Origin of the sequence: Streptomyces sp. NPDC006691 (assembly GCF_042869955.1) — a bacterium.
Lineage (GTDB): Bacteria > Actinomycetota > Actinomycetes > Streptomycetales > Streptomycetaceae > Streptomyces.
Map to the genome: position 1 here is coordinate 177,385 of NZ_JBIAGW010000013.1, position 17,408 is coordinate 194,792.

Annotated in this window: 16 protein-coding genes; 4 read left to right on the forward strand and 12 right to left on the reverse strand. The window is 71.0% G+C overall.

Annotation, left to right across the window (positions count from 1 at the left end; all coding sequences use genetic code 11):
* Nucleotides 1–15: 15 nt before the first annotated feature.
* Nucleotides 16–1,320, reverse strand: a complete 1,305-nt coding sequence (gene rfbH, locus ACFYNP_RS26450; protein ID WP_388412150.1) for a lipopolysaccharide biosynthesis protein RfbH — start codon at nucleotides 1,318–1,320, stop codon at nucleotides 16–18.
* A 162-nt stretch (nucleotides 1,321–1,482) separates the two neighbouring features.
* Between rfbH and ACFYNP_RS26455 the strand changes: the two genes are divergently transcribed.
* Nucleotides 1,483–2,472: a Gfo/Idh/MocA family protein gene (locus tag ACFYNP_RS26455; RefSeq protein WP_388788785.1), complete on the forward strand. Its 990-nt coding sequence runs from the start codon at nucleotides 1,483–1,485 to the stop codon at nucleotides 2,470–2,472.
* Between the two features lie 93 nt (nucleotides 2,473–2,565).
* Here the strand turns inward: ACFYNP_RS26455 and rfbB are convergent, their stop codons facing one another.
* The 5 genes from rfbB to ACFYNP_RS26480 all read right to left on the reverse strand — a co-directional run bounded on the left by rfbB (nucleotide 2,566) and on the right by ACFYNP_RS26480 (nucleotide 7,571).
* Nucleotides 2,566–3,537 (reverse strand): dTDP-glucose 4,6-dehydratase, encoded by a 972-nt coding sequence (gene rfbB, locus ACFYNP_RS26460; RefSeq protein ID WP_388412148.1) that lies wholly within the window; start codon nucleotides 3,535–3,537, stop codon nucleotides 2,566–2,568.
* Nucleotides 3,525–4,859, reverse strand: a complete 1,335-nt coding sequence (locus ACFYNP_RS26465; RefSeq protein ID WP_388788788.1) for an activator-dependent family glycosyltransferase — start codon at nucleotides 4,857–4,859, stop codon at nucleotides 3,525–3,527. The genes rfbB and ACFYNP_RS26465 overlap by 13 nt, the downstream gene beginning before the upstream one ends.
* A gap of 82 nt (nucleotides 4,860–4,941) precedes the next feature.
* Nucleotides 4,942–6,297: a P450-derived glycosyltransferase activator gene (locus ACFYNP_RS26470; RefSeq protein ID WP_388788791.1), complete on the reverse strand. Its 1,356-nt coding sequence runs from the start codon at nucleotides 6,295–6,297 to the stop codon at nucleotides 4,942–4,944.
* 23 nt (nucleotides 6,298–6,320) lie between these two features.
* On the reverse strand, nucleotides 6,321–7,055 hold the full coding sequence (locus tag ACFYNP_RS26475; RefSeq protein ID WP_388788794.1) for an SDR family NAD(P)-dependent oxidoreductase: 735 nt from the start codon (nucleotides 7,053–7,055) through the stop codon (nucleotides 6,321–6,323).
* 81 nt (nucleotides 7,056–7,136) lie between these two features.
* Nucleotides 7,137–7,571, reverse strand: coding sequence for a nuclear transport factor 2 family protein (locus ACFYNP_RS26480; protein ID WP_388412143.1), 435 nt, complete (start codon nucleotides 7,569–7,571; stop codon nucleotides 7,137–7,139).
* Nucleotides 7,572–7,779: 208 nt separating this feature from the next.
* Here ACFYNP_RS26480 and ACFYNP_RS26485 point away from each other — a divergent pair, with 208 nt between their 5' ends.
* Together ACFYNP_RS26485 and ACFYNP_RS26490 are read left to right on the forward strand one after the other, a co-directional pair.
* Nucleotides 7,780–8,559, forward strand: a complete 780-nt coding sequence (locus ACFYNP_RS26485; protein WP_388788797.1) for a cyclase family protein — start codon at nucleotides 7,780–7,782, stop codon at nucleotides 8,557–8,559.
* 59 nt (nucleotides 8,560–8,618) lie between these two features.
* A complete protein-coding gene (locus ACFYNP_RS26490) occupies nucleotides 8,619–9,335 on the forward strand; it encodes a class I SAM-dependent methyltransferase (protein WP_388788800.1) in 717 nt (238 codons plus the stop codon).
* 12 nt (nucleotides 9,336–9,347) lie between these two features.
* On the opposite strand, the gene rfbA is transcribed toward ACFYNP_RS26490, so the two are convergent.
* On the reverse strand, nucleotides 9,348–10,223 hold the full coding sequence (rfbA, locus tag ACFYNP_RS26495) for a glucose-1-phosphate thymidylyltransferase RfbA (protein ID WP_388412138.1): 876 nt from the start codon (nucleotides 10,221–10,223) through the stop codon (nucleotides 9,348–9,350).
* A 198-nt stretch (nucleotides 10,224–10,421) separates the two neighbouring features.
* Here rfbA and ACFYNP_RS26500 point away from each other — a divergent pair, with 198 nt between their 5' ends.
* Nucleotides 10,422–11,531: a DegT/DnrJ/EryC1/StrS family aminotransferase gene (locus ACFYNP_RS26500; RefSeq protein WP_388412136.1), complete on the forward strand. Its 1,110-nt coding sequence runs from the start codon at nucleotides 10,422–10,424 to the stop codon at nucleotides 11,529–11,531.
* Nucleotides 11,532–11,660: 129 nt separating this feature from the next.
* Here ACFYNP_RS26500 and ACFYNP_RS26505 read toward each other — a convergent pair whose 3' ends face one another.
* The 5 genes from ACFYNP_RS26505 to ACFYNP_RS26525 all read right to left on the reverse strand — a co-directional run bounded on the left by ACFYNP_RS26505 (nucleotide 11,661) and on the right by ACFYNP_RS26525 (nucleotide 17,372).
* Complete coding sequence (locus ACFYNP_RS26505; protein WP_388412134.1) at nucleotides 11,661–13,013, reverse strand: NDP-hexose 2,3-dehydratase family protein; 1,353 nt, start codon at nucleotides 13,011–13,013, stop codon at nucleotides 11,661–11,663.
* A 48-nt stretch (nucleotides 13,014–13,061) separates the two neighbouring features.
* Nucleotides 13,062–14,009, reverse strand: a complete 948-nt coding sequence (locus ACFYNP_RS26510; RefSeq protein ID WP_388788802.1) for an NAD-dependent epimerase/dehydratase family protein — start codon at nucleotides 14,007–14,009, stop codon at nucleotides 13,062–13,064.
* The gene (locus ACFYNP_RS26515) at nucleotides 13,997–14,614 is read right to left on the reverse strand and encodes a dTDP-4-dehydrorhamnose 3,5-epimerase family protein (RefSeq protein ID WP_388412130.1); all 618 of its coding nucleotides are present in this window, start codon (nucleotides 14,612–14,614) and stop codon (nucleotides 13,997–13,999) included. The genes ACFYNP_RS26510 and ACFYNP_RS26515 overlap by 13 nt, the downstream gene beginning before the upstream one ends.
* Nucleotides 14,615–15,937 carry an activator-dependent family glycosyltransferase gene (locus ACFYNP_RS26520; RefSeq protein ID WP_388788805.1) on the reverse strand — a complete coding sequence of 441 codons (1,323 nt, stop codon included), beginning with the start codon at nucleotides 15,935–15,937 and terminating at the stop codon, nucleotides 14,615–14,617.
* Nucleotides 15,938–16,019: 82 nt separating this feature from the next.
* Entirely contained in the window at nucleotides 16,020–17,372 is a 1,353-nt protein-coding gene (locus ACFYNP_RS26525; RefSeq protein WP_388788808.1) for an SRPBCC family protein, read from the reverse strand.
* Between the last annotated feature and the right edge of the window lie 36 nt (nucleotides 17,373–17,408).

Sequence of the window (17,408 nt, forward strand, 5' to 3'; positions counted from 1 at the left end):
GTCCGGCCGGCCGGCTCAGCCGTTCTTGGTGACGAACTCGACGATGGACTCCCGCATGTAGTCGGTCATCTCCTCGGTGATGCCCGGGTACACCCCGATCCAGAAGCTCTGCTCAGTGATGATGTCGCAGTTGCGGAGGTCCCCCGCGATCCGGTGCGGGGTGTCGAGATACGCCGGGTGCCGGGTCAGGTTGCCGCCGAACAGCCGGCGTGTGCCGATGCGCCGGTCCTCCAGGAAGGCGATCAGGTCGCGTCGGGTGTAGGTGGCGTCGGGCAGCACCGTGATGACGAAGCCGAACCAGCTCGGGTCACTGCCCGGCGTCGCACTCGGCAGCAGAAGGCCCGGGACGTCGGCGAGGCCGTCGCGCAACCGCTGCCAGTTGCGCCGCCGGGCCTCGCCGAACGCCGGGAGTTTCTTCAACTGGCTCAGCGCCAGGGCCCCTTGGAGGTCGGTCGCCTTCAGGTTGTAGCCGATGTGCGAGAAGATGTACTTGTGGTCGTAGCCCTTGGGGAGATTGCCGAGCTGGTAGTCGAACCGTTTGAGGCAGGTGTTGTCCTCGCCCGGCTCGCACCAGCAGTCGCGGCCCCAGTCCCGGAACGACTCGACGATCCGGGCCAGTTCGAGGTTCCTGGTCAGGACACAGCCGCCCTCGCCCGTCGTGATGTGGTGGGCGGGATAGAAGCTGACGGTGGCCAGGTCCCCGAAGGTGCCCGTCATACGTCCCTGGTAGGTTGAGCCCACGGCGTCGCAGTTGTCCTCGACCAGGAACAGGTCGTGGTCGGTTGCCAGTTGCTGGATCTCCGCCGCCTCGTAGGGGTTGCCGAGGGTATGCGCGATCATGATGGCCCTGGTCCGGTCCGAGATCGCCGCCCGGACGCGTTCCGCCGTCGTGTTGTACGTGCCGAGTTCGAGGTCGACGAAGACGGGCGTAAGGCCGTTCTGGATGATCGGGTTCACCGTCGTGGGGAAGCCGCCGGCCACGGTGATCACCTCGTCGCCCGGACGCAGCCGCTGCTCGCCGAGCCGGGGTGAGGTCAGCGCCGAGAGCGCCAAAAGGTTCGCCGAGGAGCCGGAGTTGACCAGATGCGCCTTGCGTACGCCGATGTGGCGGGCGAACCTGCTCTCGAAACGCCGCGCGTACGTCCCGGCCGCGATCCGCAGCTCCAGCGCGGCCTCCACCAGGGAGATCCGGTCCTCCTCGTCCAGGACCGCACCCGAGGAGAGGATCGGCGTCACTCCCGGCACGAAGTGCTCTGGCCGCTGCTGACGGTGGTACTCGCGAACCTGCTCCAGGACCAGGGCCTTGGCGTCCGACGTCATAGCCGTCCCTCCTCAAAGGATTGCCTCCGGGCCATGCTCGCGCCGCCCGGTCCAGGAGCCATGGAGTCCCCGCGGAAAGAGCCTGCTCCAGCGGGCGTCCAGGGGTTTTCGACCTGATCTGGCTAGCTTGATCGGTGACGTATCCGACAGGTGAGGTGGCAGATGCCCGAGGACACTCCACGACCCGTACTCCGCATGGGCGTTCTGGGCTGTGCCGATATCGCGGTGCGCCGGATCCTGCCCGCGCTCGTGGAGCATCAGTCGGTGCGGCTGGTGGCTGTGGCGAGCCGGGACGGGGCGCGGAGCGAACGTCTCGCGGCCCGTTTCGGGTGCGCGGCGGTGGCCGGCTACCAGGCACTGCTCGACCGGGACGACATCGACGCGGTCTATGTGCCGCTGCCGCCGGGAATGCACCACGAGTGGGTCGCGGAGGCGCTGACCGCCGGAAAACACGTCCTGGTGGAGAAGCCGCTCAGCACCACGTACGCGCAGAGCGCCGAACTGGTGGCGCTGGCCGCCCGGTTCGATCTGGCGCTCACCGAGAACTTCATGTTCCTGCACCACTCGCAGCACGCGGCGGTACGGGAGATGGCCGGCGAGATCGGTGAACTGAGGGTCTTTTCGAGCTCCTTCGGAGTGCCGCCGCCCGATTCTGCGTCCTTCCGCCACGACGCGCGGCTCGGCGGCGGCGCCCTGCTGGACGTCGGGGTGTATCCGCTGCGCGCGGCCCAGCTCCACCTCGCCGGCGAACTCGACGTCCTCGGTGCCTGTCTGCGCGTCGACGAGGCCACCGGTGTCGATGTCGCGGGAAGCGCGCTGCTCTCCACGTCGACCGGCGTGACGGCTCAGCTCGACTTCGGATTCCAGCACTCCTACCGGTCCGTGTACGCCCTGTGGGGCAGCCGGGGAAGGATCAGTGTGCCGCGGGCCTTCACGCCGCCCCGGGAACACCGTCCGGCGGTCCGCCTGGAACAGCAGGACCGGATCACCGAGGTGACGCTGCCCGCCGACCACCAGGTGGGCAACGCGCTCGACGCGTTCGCGACGGCCGCCCTGTCGGGCACCGGGCGGGCCGCACTGGGCGAGGCGCTGCTGCGGCAGGCGCTCCTGGTCGAGCAGGTACGCAAGGCCGCGCGGGTCATCAGCGGCTGAGCCGGCGCCCGATACGGGCGGGCCGGGGCTCTGTGCTCGGCGCTCGCCGGGACCGGCCCGGCCCTCGTGCGGCCGGCCCCGACGAGCGCCGGTTCACACCCGCTCTGCCGCATCCGGGCGCTGGGCCGACCGGGTGCGGTACCAGTCGACGACCTCGCGCAGACCGTCGTCGAGCGACCGCAGCGGCCGGTAGCCGAGTTCCCTGCGGATCTTCGAGTCGTCCACCGCGTACCGCAGGTCGTGGCCCTTGCGGTCGGGCACCTGACGGACCCGGGACCAGTCCGCTCCGCACAACTCCAGCAATTTCGCCGTCATTTGACGGTTCGTCAGATGTGTGCCGCCGCCGATGTTGTAGATCTCGCCGGCCCGGCCGCCCGTCAGTACCGCGTGGACGGCACGGCAGTGGTCGTCCACGTGCAGCCACTCCCTGACGTTGTCGCCGTCCCCGTACAGCGGCACGCTCCGTCCGGCCAGCAACTCCGTGACGAACAGCGGGACGAGCTTCTCCGGGTGCTGGCGCGGGCCGTAGTTGTTGGCACACCGGGTGGTGCGGACATCGAGCCCGTGCGTGCGCCAGTAGGAGCGGGCGACGAGGTCACTGCCGGCCTTCGACGCCGCATAGGGCGAGTTGGGCAGCAGCGGCTCCTCCTCCGTCCAGGTCCCCTCGGAGATGGACCCGTAGACCTCGTCCGTTGAGACGTGCACGAAGGTGCCGGTCCCGCAGCGCAGGGCGGCCTCCAGCAGCGCCTGGGTGCCCAGCACGTTGGTGCGTACGAACTCCCCGGCCCCGGTCAGAGAACGGTCGACATGGGTCTCGGCCGCGAAGTGCACCACCGCGTCGTGACCGGGGAACACGTCGAGGAGCGCGTCGAGGTCGCGGATGTCGACCCGCCGGAAGTCCAGCCGGGGGTCCGTCAGGGGCAGGTTGTCCGTGCTTCCCGCGTAGGTGAGCAGGTCGATGACGGTCACCCGGCTCGGCCGGGGGCCGGGCAGACCGCCGGCCAGCAGGGAGCGCACATAGTGGGATCCGATGAAGCCGGCGCCGCCGGTGATCAGGACACGCATGATGCGGACGTACCTCCTGAGCGTCGGCGCCCGTGGGCGCGGTGCTGGGCGGTCAGCCGCTCCAGTACGGGGACGACCTGCGCCGGGGTCGGTTCGGACACGGCCTCGGTGCGCAGCCGGGCAGCGGCCGCGGCGAACGCGGGTTCTTCGAGGAGCCGTACGAGCCTGCTCCGCAGCCCCTCCACCGTGACGTCGTGGGAGGGCAGGTGGAGACCGGCACCCAGTTCCTGCTGGCGGCGCGCCCGTTCGATCGCGTCCCAGATCCAGCCCATGGCGATCTGCGGGACGCCCTCGACGAGGGCCGTCGACCAGGTCCCGGCACCCCCGTGGTGCACGATGGCCGCGCAGGTCGGGAGCAGCGCGTGCAGCGGTATGTGGTCCACCAGACGCACATTGTCCGGGACCTGGGTCAGCAGCGTCCGCTCCTCGGCGTCGAGCGTGGCCACCACCTCGACGTCGAGTCCCTCGATCGCCTTGAGGACCAGGTCGACCGGGACCGCGTTGGGGAACTCCGAGGTCCGCGCGGTGAGCCCCAGGGTGACGCACACGCGCGGACGCGTCGGCGGGACCCGGAGCCAGTCAGGTACGACGGCGGGCAACGGCCCGTTGTACGGGACGTAGCGCATGCCCACGGTCGGGACGCCCGACGGCGGGCGGAAGCTGCGCGGTACCTGGTCGACCGACCACTGGCCGGTCACCACCTCCTCGTCGAAGGGCACGCCGTAGCGCCCGAGCGTCCACTCCAGCCATTGGCCGAGGGAGTCCTCGGTGTGCGCCGCCCGCTGCTCGTTGTCCCCGGCCGGGGTGCCGGGGCCGAGCTGCGCGAGGAAGGCTCGCCGCATCGGCATGAACATGTCGGGGAAGGACAGCAGCCGCGCGTGGGCCGCGCCGGTCACCTTCGCGGCCATCGCGCCCGCGAACGTGAACGGCTCCCACAGGACGAGGTCCGGCTTCCAGGCGCGGGCGAACGCGACGAGTTCGTCGACCATCGGATCGTCGTTGACCAGGGCGAAGAAGGTGGCGGTCATCATCGTGTCCCAGCCCGTGAGGAAGGCCGGGGTGAGCTGACCGGGGGCAGCGGGGTCCAGCGACTGATGGGCGTGGTGGGACAGCACCGAGTCACCCACCCCCTTGACCATCTCGTCGAGACCGTGGTCGGCTCCCACCGGGACGGCGGTCAGTCCGGCCGCCGTGATGCTCCCCGTCAGGGCCGGCTGGCTCGCCACCCGTACCTCGTGCCCGGCGGCCCGCAGCGCCCAGGCGAGCGGCACGGCCCCGTTGAAGTGAGCGTCCATCGCGAAGGACGTCAGTAGTACCCGCATGGCCGGTCCTTTCTCCGCGGCTCCGTTCTCCGCGGCTCGGTCGGAACTCCGGCGGTGCCGCGCCCGGGCGGTCCGGCGCACGTCACGCGGAGGTGGTGAGGGGAAACCGCAGCACCCCGCCCAGGACGGGGGACCGCATCCGGCGCTGGACGCCGTCGGCCGGGGCCAGCCGGGGGTGGCGCTCCCGCAGGGTGCGTACCGCGGTCTCGGCCTGGAGCCGGGCGAACGCACCGAACAGGGAGGTGTGCGGGCCGGCCAGCGACAACTGCCCCGGTCCCGGGGGCCGGGTCAGGTCGAAGTGGTCCGGGGCCAAGAACGCCCCGGGATCCCGGTTGGCCGCTCCGACATGGACCACTACCTGGGCGCCGGCCGGGATGTCCTGACCGGCCAGGGTCAGGTCCTCGGCGGCGATCCGGCTCTCCAACCGCACCGGCGGCGCGTGACGCAGCGTCTCCTCCACGGCGCCGGCCGCCAGTTCCGGACTCTCGCCGAGCAGCGCCCACTGCCGGGGATGGGCGAGGAGTGCCTCCAGGGCGTTGTTGATGAGCCCGGCGGTGAACTCGACGCACACCGCGGCGGTCAGCACACCGACCGCGAGTGCGTCCTGGGCGCGAGAGCCGGCGGAGTCGGCGGAGCCGGCACTCAGGACCGTGCTCAGCAGATCGTCACCCGGCTCGGCCCGCCGCGCCGCGACGAGATCGCCGATGAGGGCGCGGACGTCCTCGATCGCCTCGGTGAGCCGGCGGGTGACGACGAGCGGCTGCGGGCAGAGCGCCGCGTCGAGCGCGACACCCAGGGCCGGACAGGCGCGGGCGAAGCGGGTCCGCTGCGCGTCCGGGACACCGAGCAGCACCGCGGCGGCTTCGGTGGCCACCGGGCGGGAGTAGTCCGCCATGAGATCGAAGGCGGCACCGAGTCCGTCGGCCGTCTCCCGGTGCAGGCGTTCGGCGCTCTTGCGGTGCCCGTCCGCTGCGGCCGCGCCGAGGACCGGCGCCGCCGACCGCTCCCAGCGCGCGTGGTCGGTGCCCGAGGCGTGGAGGAAGGCCCGGTCCAGCGGGATGATGTGGCACAGCAGCGGATTGCTCCAGGCGTCCGAGAAGACGTGCCGCTGCGGACCCGGCAGGTCGGCGTGGCGCAGGCTCAGCCGCGGGTCGGCCAGCACCGCGGCGGCCACACCGTGCCGGCCGGTGACCCAGGCCCCCGCGGCGCTCTGCCACAGCGGTGTCTCCGATTCCCGGATGCGGCGCGCGAGCACCACCGGGTCGTCGCTCTCCGCACGCAGCGTCAGGGCGTAGGGATCGCCACTCGTTCCGTAGATCCAGTGGAAGCCTCGGGCGGTCAGGAGATGACGGCCCAGCTCGCTGTCGGTCTGCCGGACCTCCTCCGTCGCCGCGGGGCTCGCGTCGGTGGCCGTCTCGTCGGTGTCCGTGTACGTCACGGCGGTCTCCTTCGGGGCGTGGTTCAGGTGAGGGACAGACCGCCGTCGACCGCGAGCACCGCTCCGGTCGCGTAGGCGGCGCGCGGGTCGGTGAGCTGGACGGCCCACCAGGCGATGTCCTCGGGGCGGCCGACGCGGCCGGCCGGGACGCGCGCGGCGATCTGCTGGAGGAAGCCCGCGTAGGCCTCCTGTGACATGCCGGACCGTTCACCGATGCCGGTGTCGATCACGCCCGGCGCCAGGCCGAGGACCCGGATGCCGCGGGGTGCCAGTTCCACGGCCCAGGTCCTGGTCAGGAAGTCGAGTCCGGCCTTGGCGGCGCCGTAGACCCCGTTCTGTGGCCAGGCACGCCGGCCCAGCGCGCCGGCCGAGCCGATGTTCAGCACGGTTCCGCCGCCATCGGCGCCGAGGGCGTCAAGGGTCTGCCGGGTCAGCAGCAGCGGGGCCAGGAGATTGCTGCCGAGCTGGTCGAGGGCCGCTTCCCGCCCGGTCTCCGCGAGAGAGGCGAATCCGCCGGTGGCCGCGTTGTTGACCAACACGTCGATGCGGCCGAAGGCGTCCAGCGCCGCGGCGGTGACGGCACCGGGAGTGTCCGGGTCGGTGAGGTCGGCGGCCAGGACGCTGATGCCGGGGTACCCCTCGGCGGTCCCGGCCAGGGTCGCGGGCGTACGGCCCACCACGAGTACCCGGTCGCCGCGGTCCGCGAAGGCGCGGGCCGTGGCCCGTCCGATGCCGGTCCCGCCGCCTGTGACGATCACACCCCGTGGCGTTGTCGAGGCCGGGGCCGCGCTCATGTCCGGGACCGGGGGCCGGGCCGCTCGACGCGCGGCCTGCTCCCGCTACGGCCGGTCGTCACGGGTCACCACCCTCTCCCTGACCAGGAGTTCGCCCGCCTCGCGCACCAGGACGTCCCGGCAGGTGCACACCAGGTGCAGCCGGGCGGGGCCGCCCCGCGGAACCGCGATGACCGAGACCTGGCTCTCGGCCGTCAGCGAACCGTCGTCGGCGGGGGTGACGGTGAGCATGCCGACCCAGTGGCGGTGCGTCTCGCCCGCGGCCGCGAGGCCCGCGGCGGCCTGGCGGGCACCTTCGCTCAGGGCCGGGCGGCCGCGCACCGGTGCCGGGAGCGACGGCGGCGCGAAGGAGCCGTCCGCGGTGAAGGTGCCGGCCCAGGCTTCGGCCCGGCCGGAGTCCAGGTGCCGCATCTGCCGTGCGTAGAAGTGCTGTACCTCGGCGTAGACCTCCGCCGGGGCCGTCGGGGCCTGTGCTGCCATGCCGTGTCCCTTCCGCCGCTCCTTTGTGCCGGGGCGGGTGCGTTCCCGGGTTCTTGACGGGTCACGACGTTGTCAGCGGCTTCTCCAGGATCGGTCGAGCGCGGGGTGTGCGGGCGCGCGGGCGGCCGTTCATCCAGGCTCCAACGCTCTTCCAGCCGCGCTGGTGAACATGGGCTGACTTGCAGGAACCCATCGCCGGGAGGCTCGTGTGCGCATCATCGACCTGTCCTCGCCCGTGGACGCGGCGGGTTTCGAGCCCGATCCCGTGGTGCACGACGTGCTCGGCCCGAAGGAGGCCGCGGCGCACATGAGCGATGAGATGCGTGACCACTTCGGGATCGAGTTCGACCCGGCGGAGCTGCCGGAGGGCGAGTTCCTCTCGCTCGACCGCCTCCAGTTGACGACCCACACCGGTACGCACGTCGACGCGCCCTCGCACTACGGCACGCGCGCCTCCTATCGCGACGGGCCGCCGCGGCACATCGACGAGATGCCGCTCGACTGGTTCTTCCGGCCCGCGGTCGTGCTCGACCTGAGCGACCAGGGCACGGGCGCGGCCGGCGCCGACGTGGTGCGGCGGGAGCTGGACCGGATCGGGCACACCCTCTCCCCCATGGACATCGTGCTGCTCAGGACCGGTGCCGACGCCTGGTCGGGGACGCGGAAGTACTTCACGGACTTCACCGGGCTCGACGGCTCGGCCGTGCACCTGCTGCTCGACCAGGGAGTCCGGGTGATCGGCACGGACGCGTTCAGCCTGGACGCGCCCTTCGGCGACATCATCGCCCGCTACCGGGAAACGGGTGACCGTTCGGTGCTGTGGCCCGCCCACATGATCGGCCGGGACCGGGAGTACTGCCAGGTCGAACGGCTCGCCGGGCTCGACCGGCTGCCGGTCTCCCACGGATTCCGTGTCGCGTGCTTCCCGGTCCGGATCGCCGGCGCGGGCGCCGGCTGGGCGAGGGCGGTGGCGCTGCTCGACGCATGACGAGCCTGACGGGTGAGCGGACGACGCGCCCTGCGGGGCGACCACGGGAGGAGACCCACATGTACGGCCGAGAACTTGCGGACGTGTACGAGACCATCTACCGAAGCCGGGGCAAGGACTGGGGGCAGGAGGCGAGGGACGTCGCCCGCCTCATCGCCGAACGTCGCCCCGGAGCCGACTCACTGCTCGACGTGGCCTGCGGCACAGGCGCCCATCTCAGCGTGTTCAGCACACTGTTCGAGGTGGCCGAGGGACTGGAGATCGCGGAGCCGATGCGCCGGCTCGCAGAGCAGCGGCTGCCCGGCGTCACGGTGCACGCGGGAGACATGCGCGACTTCGCGCTCGGCCGCAGGTACTCGGCGGTGAGCTGCATGTTCTGCGCCATCGGCTATCTGGAGACGGTGGCCGACATGCGGGCCGCCATCCGGTCGATGGCAGGCCATCTGGAGCCCGGCGGCGTCCTGGTCGTCGAACCCTGGTGGTTCCCCGAGAACTTCATCGAGGGCTATGTCGCGGGTGACCTGGCCCGTGAGGAGCACCGCACCATCGCGCGGATCTCGCACACCACCCGTAAGGGCCGGGCCACCCGTATGGAGGTCCGCTTCACCGTGGGCGACGCGGCCGGCATCAAGGAGTTCACCGAGATCGACGTCCTGACCCTGTTCACCAAGGACGAGTACGTCTCCGCGTTCACCGACGCCGGCTGTTCCGTGGAATTCCTGGCGGACGGCCCGACCGGTCGTGGTCTTTTCGTCGGTGTACGCGAATCGGCTTGAGTGACGCAGGCGTCAGGATGACATTTCGCGGGCCACCGACATCACGTATCGGCCGTAGCTCGACTGGGACATCTTCTCGCCGAGCTCGTGGCACCTTTCCGGGTCGATGAATCCCATGCGCAGGGCGATCTCCTCCACGCAGGCGATGCGCACGCCCTGCCGTTCTTCCAGCGTCCGGACATACTGGGCGGCCTGGAGCAGGGATTCCGGAGTTCCGGCGTCGAGCCAGGCGAAACCGCGGCCGAGGTCGACCAGGCGGGCTCGGCCGCGAGCCAGGTAATTCCGGTTCACATCGGTGATCTCCAGTTCTCCGCGGGCCGATGGGCGAAGGTTCTTGGCGATGTCCAGCACTTCGTTGTCGTACAGATAGAGCCCGGTGATGGCGAGGTCGGAGCGCGGCCGGATCGGCTTCTCCTCCAGGGAGACGAGGCGGCCCGACGCGTCGGTCTCGCCCACCCCGTAGCGCTCCGGGTCCTCCACGGGATAGCCGAACAGCACACAGCCCCGCACGTCCCGGACGTTGCTCTGGAGCAGGTCGTAGAAGTGGTAGCCGTGGAAGATGTTGTCTCCCAGGACCAGTGCGACATCGTCGTCGCCCACATGGTCGGCGCCGATGACGAAGGCCTCGGCCAGGCCGGCCGGCCGGTTCTGGACGGCGTAGTCGATCCGGATGCCCAGCTGGGTGCCGTCGCCCAGGAGCCGGCGGAACTGCTCCAGGTCGCGCTCGGTGCAGATGAGCAGGATCTCCTTGATTCCCGCGAGCATCAGGACCGAAAGCGGATAGTAGATCATCGGCTTGTCGCCCACTGGGAGCAGTTGCTTCGATACGGAGACGGTTATTGGATGGAGCCGTGATCCCGAACCGCCGGCGAGAATAATCCCTTTCACGTTATGCCCCTGTCCTTGATTTCTGACCATGTTAACGACCGGATTCACTCGACAGCAAGAAGGAAAATCCGGAATCCATGCAGATTCGACCGAGAATAGAGGAATTCAAGGGTTGTGGACCGGTCCGGCAATATGGTGGGCTGTAAGGGAACGGTGACGTCCCGTGGCGTGGCATCGGTATGGGAGGGGAAAGAAATAATGACGACTCTCGTGTGGGACTACCAGAAGGAATACGAGAACGAAAGCGCCGATATTCTGGACGCTGTGGAGACGGTCTTCACCTCTGGCCGGCTCGTCCTCGGAGAGAGTGTCCGCGGTTTCGAGCGGGAGTTCGCCGGCTATCACGGCGTGGGTCACTGCGTCGGCGTGGACAACGGCACCAACGCGATCAAGCTGGCCCTTCAGGCGCTCGGCGTCGGCCCGGGGGACGAGGTCGTCACCGTGTCCAACACGGCCGCTCCCACCGTGGTCGCGATCGACTCGGTGGGCGCCACCCCGGTGTTCGTCGATGTCCACCCGGACAGCTACCTCATGGACACCGAGCAGGTGGCCGCGGTCCTCGGCCCCCGGACCCGGTGTCTGCTGCCCGTCCACCTCTACGGTCAGTGCGTGGACCTGGCACCGCTGGAGCGGCTGGCCGCGGAGCACGACCTGCTCCTCGTCGAGGACTGCGCCCAGGCCCATGGCGCCCGCCGCGACGGCCGGCTCGCCGGCGCCGCGGGTGACGCCGCCGCCTTCTCCTTCTACCCCACGAAGGTGCTCGGCGCGTACGGCGACGGCGGCGCCGTGCTGACCTCCCGGGACGACACCGACCGCGGGCTGCGCCGGCTGCGCTACTACGGCATGGAGGAGCGGTACTACGTCGTCGGCACCCCGGGCCACAACGCCCGGCTCGACGAGGTGCAGGCCGAGATCCTGCGGCGCAAGCTGCGTCGGCTCGACACCTACATCCAGGGGCGGCAGGCGGTCGCCCGTCGCTACGAGGAGGGGCTCGGCGACACCGATCTGGTGCTGCCGCACACCGTCCCCGGCAACGAGCACGTGTACTACGTCTACACGGTGCGCCACCCCCGGCGCGACGCCATCATCGAGGCCCTCAAGGCATACGACATCGAGCTCAACATCAGCTATCCCTGGCCGGTGCACACGATGTCCGGGTTCGCCCACCTCGGGTATCCCCTGGGCTCGCTGCCCGTCACCGAGGAACTGGCGAGCCAGATCTTCTCCTTGCCCATGTACCCGACCCTCGCGCCGGACGTCCAGGACAAGGTGATCAGTGCGGTGCGCGACGTACTGGACGGCCTCTGATCCGGTGCCGCGGGCCGACCGCGGCACGCACCGGACACACCGAGGGCCCGGCGCCGTGGCGCCGGGCCCTCGGTGTGTCCGCGTGGCCGGCGCGCGCCGGTCCTCGGTGCGGCCGCGGCACGCGCCGGGTCAGCCGGCCGGGCGGATCGCCTCCAGGCCGCGCAGACACGCCACCAGGCTCCGGGCCTGCACGTTGAGGTAATGGCTGTGCTGGAGCAGTTGTGTCAGCTGGTCCATGGTCAGCCAGCGGTAGTCGGGATGGCCGGGGTCCTCGGGAACGTCGCTGTCCACGATCAGATAGCGGTTGCGGGCGTGGAAGAAGCGGCCGCCCTCCTCGGAGAGCACGGCCTCGAACCGGATGCGGCCTGGCCCGGCGGCCAGCACCTCGTCTAGATGGCGGGGCCTCGCGGAGGGCGGCAGCCAGCGGTAACTGTCCGGAACGCACTGCACGGTCGGGGCCAGTTCCACGACGTCCGCGTAGCCGGGCTCGGAACGGGCGTGCACCAGCACGTGCGGCACCCCGTCGATCTCCCGGGTCAGGAACGCGATGACCCCCGTGCCGTGCGGCTCGATCATCGGCTGGCGCCAGGTACCGACCTCGCGCCCGGCCGCCGTCACGGAAACCCCGATGACGTCGAAGAACCCGCCGCTCTCGTGCGAGTGGCCCATCTCGCTCTGCCGCCACTCGTCAAGCGCGTTGAGGGCGATCCGCTCGGTGTGCACAGAGGCCAGCGAACGGGCGCGGGTGATCCAGCTCAGCACGTCGGTCGTCCGGTGCAGCGCGCCGTCCGGACGGGAGGCGTGCGGCAGACAGGCCAGCACGGTCCTGGCGTCCATGTTCACGATGTCGTCACGCGCCAGCAGCCGGTACAACTGCCCCAGCGTGAACCAGCGGAAGCCCTTGAGGACCTCCACCTCGGTGGTCGTCTCCACCACCATGTTGCGGTTGCGCTTGCGGTAGAACCAGGCGCCCTGCTCCGACTGCCGGACGTCGGCGACCACCCGGTGCCGTGAGGTGTCCCGGAAGTAGTCCAGATACGGCACGGGCTTGCCCTTGTGGACTCCGGTGTAGTTGCTGCGCGTCGCCTGCACGGTGGGAGAGAGCTGGAGGCCCCCGGGGTTGCCCGGCTCCGCCTTGGCCTGCATCAGGAAGTGCGGAACGCCGTCGAACTCCTTGACGAGGATGCCGAGGATACCGACCTCGGGCTGGTCGATGATGGGCTGGTCCCACCAGGGCACGGCGTTGCCCGGATCGTGCACCCGCAGGCCGTGCACCGTGAAGAACTTGCCGCTGCGATGGCGCAGATCGCCGGTCACCGGTGTCTGGTACCACTGGTCGAGGGCCGCCAGCGGCACCCGCTCGGCCGTCGTGTAGATCTGCTCCCCGTACTCGGCGAACCAGTCGTCGAATCCGGCGAGATCGGTCAGTGGACTCTCCACGGCCGCAGCCGACCTGGCGATGCGCGCCGTCATTTCGGCCATCTGAACTCCTTGTCATGGATGGGGCGTACCCGGCCCGGCCGGGGTGGATCAATCGGCGGGCGTCTCCCAGGTGGCCCGCATCGCCTCGGCGAGCGGGATCCGCGGTTTCCAGCCGAGCAGTTCGCCCGCCAGCCGGATGTCGGCCAGGGTCCAGCCGCCGCCCTTGCTGGCGATCGGCCCGTCCTCGATCCGCACCGCCCCGGACGGCAGCCCCGAAGCGGCGACCAAGAGATCCACCAGCTCGCGCATAGTGGAGGCCTCCCCGCGGCCGATGTTGACGACCTGTCCGGTGGCCGGTGACGTCACGGCGAGGACCACGGCCTCGGCCAGGTCCCGTACGTCGATGAAGTCCCGCCGCGCGTCCGCGACCCGCAGCGTCACCGGCTCGCCCGGGTCCGCGGCCCGCAGCGTGTCGACGACCGCTCCCAGGAAACTGGCCCGTGTGGTGCGGGGACCGCAGACGTTCACCGCGCGCAGCACCAGTCCGTCCACCCGGCCGCCCCGGGCGCTGTCGAGCACCAGCTCGGAGCCGGCCAGCTTGGTACTGGCGTACATGGTGGTCGGCCGGGGTTCGAGGCCTTCGCCGATGGAGCGGGGTTCGGGCACCGGCCCGTACTCGTGGATGGAACCCACATGGACCAGCCGCGGCCGCTCCGCCATCCGCGTCACGGCTCTCAGGAGCCGGTCGACCAGGGTGATGTGGGCGTACCGCATCTCCTCCTCGGTCGTGCCCCAGCCGCCCGTCACGTTGACCACCGCGCGCACCCGGTGCGCGGTGAACAGCCGCGCGAGGTCGGAGGGCGGGACGGCCGCCACATCCAGGCCGGCGAAGAGCTGGTCCGCCACCGCGGGCCCGCCGCGCCGTGCGACGGCGAGCACCTGGTGGCCCTCGCGCGCCAGGGCAGCGCTCACCCAGCGGCCGACGCAGCCGGTGGCCCCGAGCACCGCGACCCGGGATCCCGCGGCCGGTGGCCGGCCGTCGCTCAGCGCCGCCACAGTGCGGCCTCGATCCGGCGGCACTTGTCGTACTCCGGCAGGCCGCCCTCCGCCCGCACCTGCGCGAGCAGGGGCGCGGCCGAGTCCCGTGCGGACAGCAGGGGCTCCGTGTCCCGGGGGATCGGCAGGCCGAGCGCGGGGTCGAGCGGCGAGAGGGCGAGCTCGTGCTGTGCCTCGTAACTCCCGGAGAGCATGTACGACATCACCGTGTCGTCCTCCAGGGCGATGAAGGCGTGCCCGACACCGACCGGAAAGTACATCGCGCTGAAGCTCTGCGGATCGAGCAGGGAGGAGTCCCAGCGGCCGTAGGTGGGCGAGCCGACACGGATGTCCACGACGATGTCGATGGCACGGCCCCGGGCGCAGTACACGTACTTGGCCACGCCGGGCGGCGTGACGGTGTAGTGGATGCCCCGGACGGTGCCGCGCCGCGATGTGCTGTGGTTGGACTGGGCGACGGGGAAGAGCGGATGCCCGAGCGCCTCCCGGAACGCCGGCTCCTGGTACGGCGAGGTGAAGAGGCCGCGGTCGTCCTCGAAGACGGGTGGGGTGAAGGCGTAGGCGCCCGAGACGGCGAGCTCGCGGAACTGCACGGCGGAGGTCATCTACCGCTCCTTTCGGTCGGTGCCGCGGGTGTCCCGAGCCGTACGGTGCTCCGCGGTGAGTTTCTCCAGCAGTGGGACGATGTCGTTGGGGCTCGGCGTGCCCACCATCTCCCGGCGGATCCGCGCGCAGTTCTCCGCGAACGACGGGTCCTCAAGGAGGCGCAGCACGTGCTCGCGCAGGTCCTGGGCGGTGTAGTGGTCGACGTCGTGCAGATACAGCCCCGCGCCGAACTTCTCCAGCTGCTTGGCCTTGTGGATGGTGTCCCAGACCATGTCGGGCACGATCAACTGCGGGACGCCGTGCGCCAGCGCGGTCTGGAAGGTGCCGGAGCCGCCGTGGTGGATGACCGCGGAGCAGGTCGGCAGCAGCGCGTTGAGCGGTACGAAGTCCACGGCCCTGACGTTGTCCGGCAGCCGCAGTCCGGCGAGCTGTTTGGCGTTGAGCGTCGCGACCACCTCGACGTCCAGCTCCGCCAGCGCCCCCACCAGTTCGCCGATCGAGGCGCGGTCGCCGTCCAGCACCTCCCGGTGGGCCACCCCCAGCGTCAGGCAGACGCGCGGCTTCTTCGGCGGCTCGTGCAGCCAGTCCGGTATGACGGCCTGCCCGTTGTAGGGGATGTAGCGCAGCGGGACGAACGGCTGCCGCACCGGGAACCGCATGGACGGCGGCACCGGGTCGATGGTCCACTGGCCGACCGCCACCTCCTCGTCGAAGCGCGCGCCGTAACGGCCGAGCGTCCAGGTCAGCCACTCGCGCAGCGGATCGTCCCGCTGCTCGGGCAGCCGCTCCGCCAGAAGGTCGAGGAAGGTCTCGCGCATCCGCCCCAGCAGATCGAGCCCGAACAGCAGCCGGGCGTGCGCGGCGCCGGTGACCCGCGCGGCCACCGGTCCGGCGAAGGAGAGGGTGTCCCAGATGACCAGATCGGGCTGCCACTCGCGGCTGAACGCGACCAGGTCGTCGATCATGCGTTCCGGGCAGGAGTTCTGGAAGGCCATGGCCGTCATCGAGGTGAACACTCCGAGGACGTGGTCCCAGGTCAGCATCTCGGGCCGGGTCTCCGTCATGTCCATCCCGGCTTCCGCCTGGCTCTCCATGATCTCGGCGTCCTCGCCCAGGCCCTCGTTGACCCGCTGCATCTGCTCCTCCAGGAGCAGCGGCTCCCCCACGCAGACGGCGGTCAGTCCGGTCCGGGTGATGTCCTCCGCCAGATCCGGCTGGCTGGCGATACGGACCTCGTGACCGGCGGTCTGGAGGGCCCAGGCCAGGGGGACCTGGGCATGCATGTGGGACTTCGCGGCGAACGTGGTGAACAGGACCTTCATGGGTCTCCCTTTCGCGAGTGGTGGTGCCGGATCCGGACCGGCCCGGCGGCCCGGATCCGGCACCGTCCTGTGCGGCGGACTTTCACTGCCCGTCGTGGCCGACGTGACGGTGGCTCACCAGCCAGCCGTCCCCGTCGGCGACGAGGACGTCCTGGCACGACGTGCTCAGCCGGATGACGGGAGCCGCGCCCTCGGTGGTCGAGACGACCAGGGCGTCGTAGCCCGTGCGCACCGAACCGTCCGGGAAACGCCAGGCGGCCGGCAGGCCCAGCCAGTGCCGGCGGACCGTGCCGGCCGGCGCCGCGGGCCGTTCGCGCACGGCCCGCGCGATCGACGCCCGGCCCCGTACCGGTTCGGTGAACGAGGTCTGCTCGAAGGCCCCCTCCTCGGTGAAGGTCGCCGCCCACGCCTCGCCGTCGCCCTCGTCGAGGAGCCGCATCTGCCGGGCGTAGAACTGCTGGACGGAGGCGTACTCGGCGGGCGGCAACGGCACGGTCCGGGCCTGCCGCTCGGCGTGCTCCTTGGCGTGCCGCATGGTGATCTTGCTGTTGCCGCCGAGCGCGTCCCGGATGAAGGCGCGGGCTTCGGCGGTGGTCGCGGCGGGGCCGAGGACCCGGCTGACGGCTTCGGAATTCACGACCACCGTGTGCCGGGAGACGGCCACACAGCCGGACGGGGTCTCCTGCACCGACCACTCGCCGGTGTGCACGGACATCAGGGCCGGGGTCCGCAGTTGCTTGTACGCGATGCGGCCATCGGGCAGGCAGATCCGCACGGAGGCCGTGGTGTGCGTCGAACCGTCGGGGGCCCGGGTGTCCATCTCCAGGTGCTGGACGTCGGGCATGTCCTCTTTCAGCAGCACCCGGGCGACATGCGGAAGCCGCTGCTGCCACAGCTCCGCGTCGCGCAGGAAGTCCCGCACTTCCCGGGCCGGGGCGTCGATCCGCACCGCGTCCTCGAAGGTGTACGGCGCCTCGTCGGTGCCGGTGCGCAGCGCGGCGGCCTCCAGCGCGGCCAGCTCGGCGCCGCTGTTGCGCTCGATCGCCTCCAGGATCCAGCCGACGTTGCTCTCCAAGTCGCCGACGGCCCGGAAGTCGTGCAGCAGCCGCACCCGGCTGCCGCCGTCCGGCAGCGCCTCGACGATCCACTCGCCGCCCATCGCGGCGACGGGGTCCTGGGAGATCTCCTGGCGGAAGCGGATCCGCAGTCCCTCGCGGTCCAGGGTGCGCCGGGAAATCCAGGTCTTGACCTCGCCGTTGGCGGTGGCCCAGATGCGCAGCCGCTCCTCGTCCCCCGACCGCTCCAGACATTCCACGTGCAGGCTCGGCGGGAAGACGTGCGGCCAGTCCTGCGCCCGCTCCACCAGGGCGAAGACGGACTCCGGGGCGGCGGCCACCGTGATCGTGTGTTCGGTCGTGTGCACCTCGTGCGCCATGCTGATCCCCTCTGTCTGCCCGCGGCCGTGCACGGC

Bases quoted from the DNA above. Each gene is read 5' to 3' on its own strand.
- rfbH (WP_388412150.1), bottom strand. From the start codon at position 1,320: ATGACGTCGGACGCCAAGGCCCTGGTCCTGGAGCAGGTTCGCGAGTAC.
- ACFYNP_RS26455 (WP_388788785.1), top strand. From the start codon at position 1,483: ATGCCCGAGGACACTCCACGACCCGTACTCCGCATGGGCGTTCTGGGC.
- rfbB (WP_388412148.1), bottom strand. From the start codon at position 3,537: ATGCGTGTCCTGATCACCGGCGGCGCCGGCTTCATCGGATCCCACTAT.
- ACFYNP_RS26465 (WP_388788788.1), bottom strand. From the start codon at position 4,859: ATGCGGGTACTACTGACGTCCTTCGCGATGGACGCTCACTTCAACGGG.
- ACFYNP_RS26480 (WP_388412143.1), bottom strand. From the start codon at position 7,571: ATGGCAGCACAGGCCCCGACGGCCCCGGCGGAGGTCTACGCCGAGGTA.
- ACFYNP_RS26490 (WP_388788800.1), top strand. From the start codon at position 8,619: ATGTACGGCCGAGAACTTGCGGACGTGTACGAGACCATCTACCGAAGC.
- ACFYNP_RS26500 (WP_388412136.1), top strand. From the start codon at position 10,422: ATGACGACTCTCGTGTGGGACTACCAGAAGGAATACGAGAACGAAAGC.
- ACFYNP_RS26505 (WP_388412134.1), bottom strand. From the start codon at position 13,013: ATGGCCGAAATGACGGCGCGCATCGCCAGGTCGGCTGCGGCCGTGGAG.
- ACFYNP_RS26515 (WP_388412130.1), bottom strand. From the start codon at position 14,614: ATGACCTCCGCCGTGCAGTTCCGCGAGCTCGCCGTCTCGGGCGCCTAC.
- ACFYNP_RS26520 (WP_388788805.1), bottom strand. From the start codon at position 15,937: ATGAAGGTCCTGTTCACCACGTTCGCCGCGAAGTCCCACATGCATGCC.
- ACFYNP_RS26525 (WP_388788808.1), bottom strand. From the start codon at position 17,372: ATGGCGCACGAGGTGCACACGACCGAACACACGATCACGGTGGCCGCC.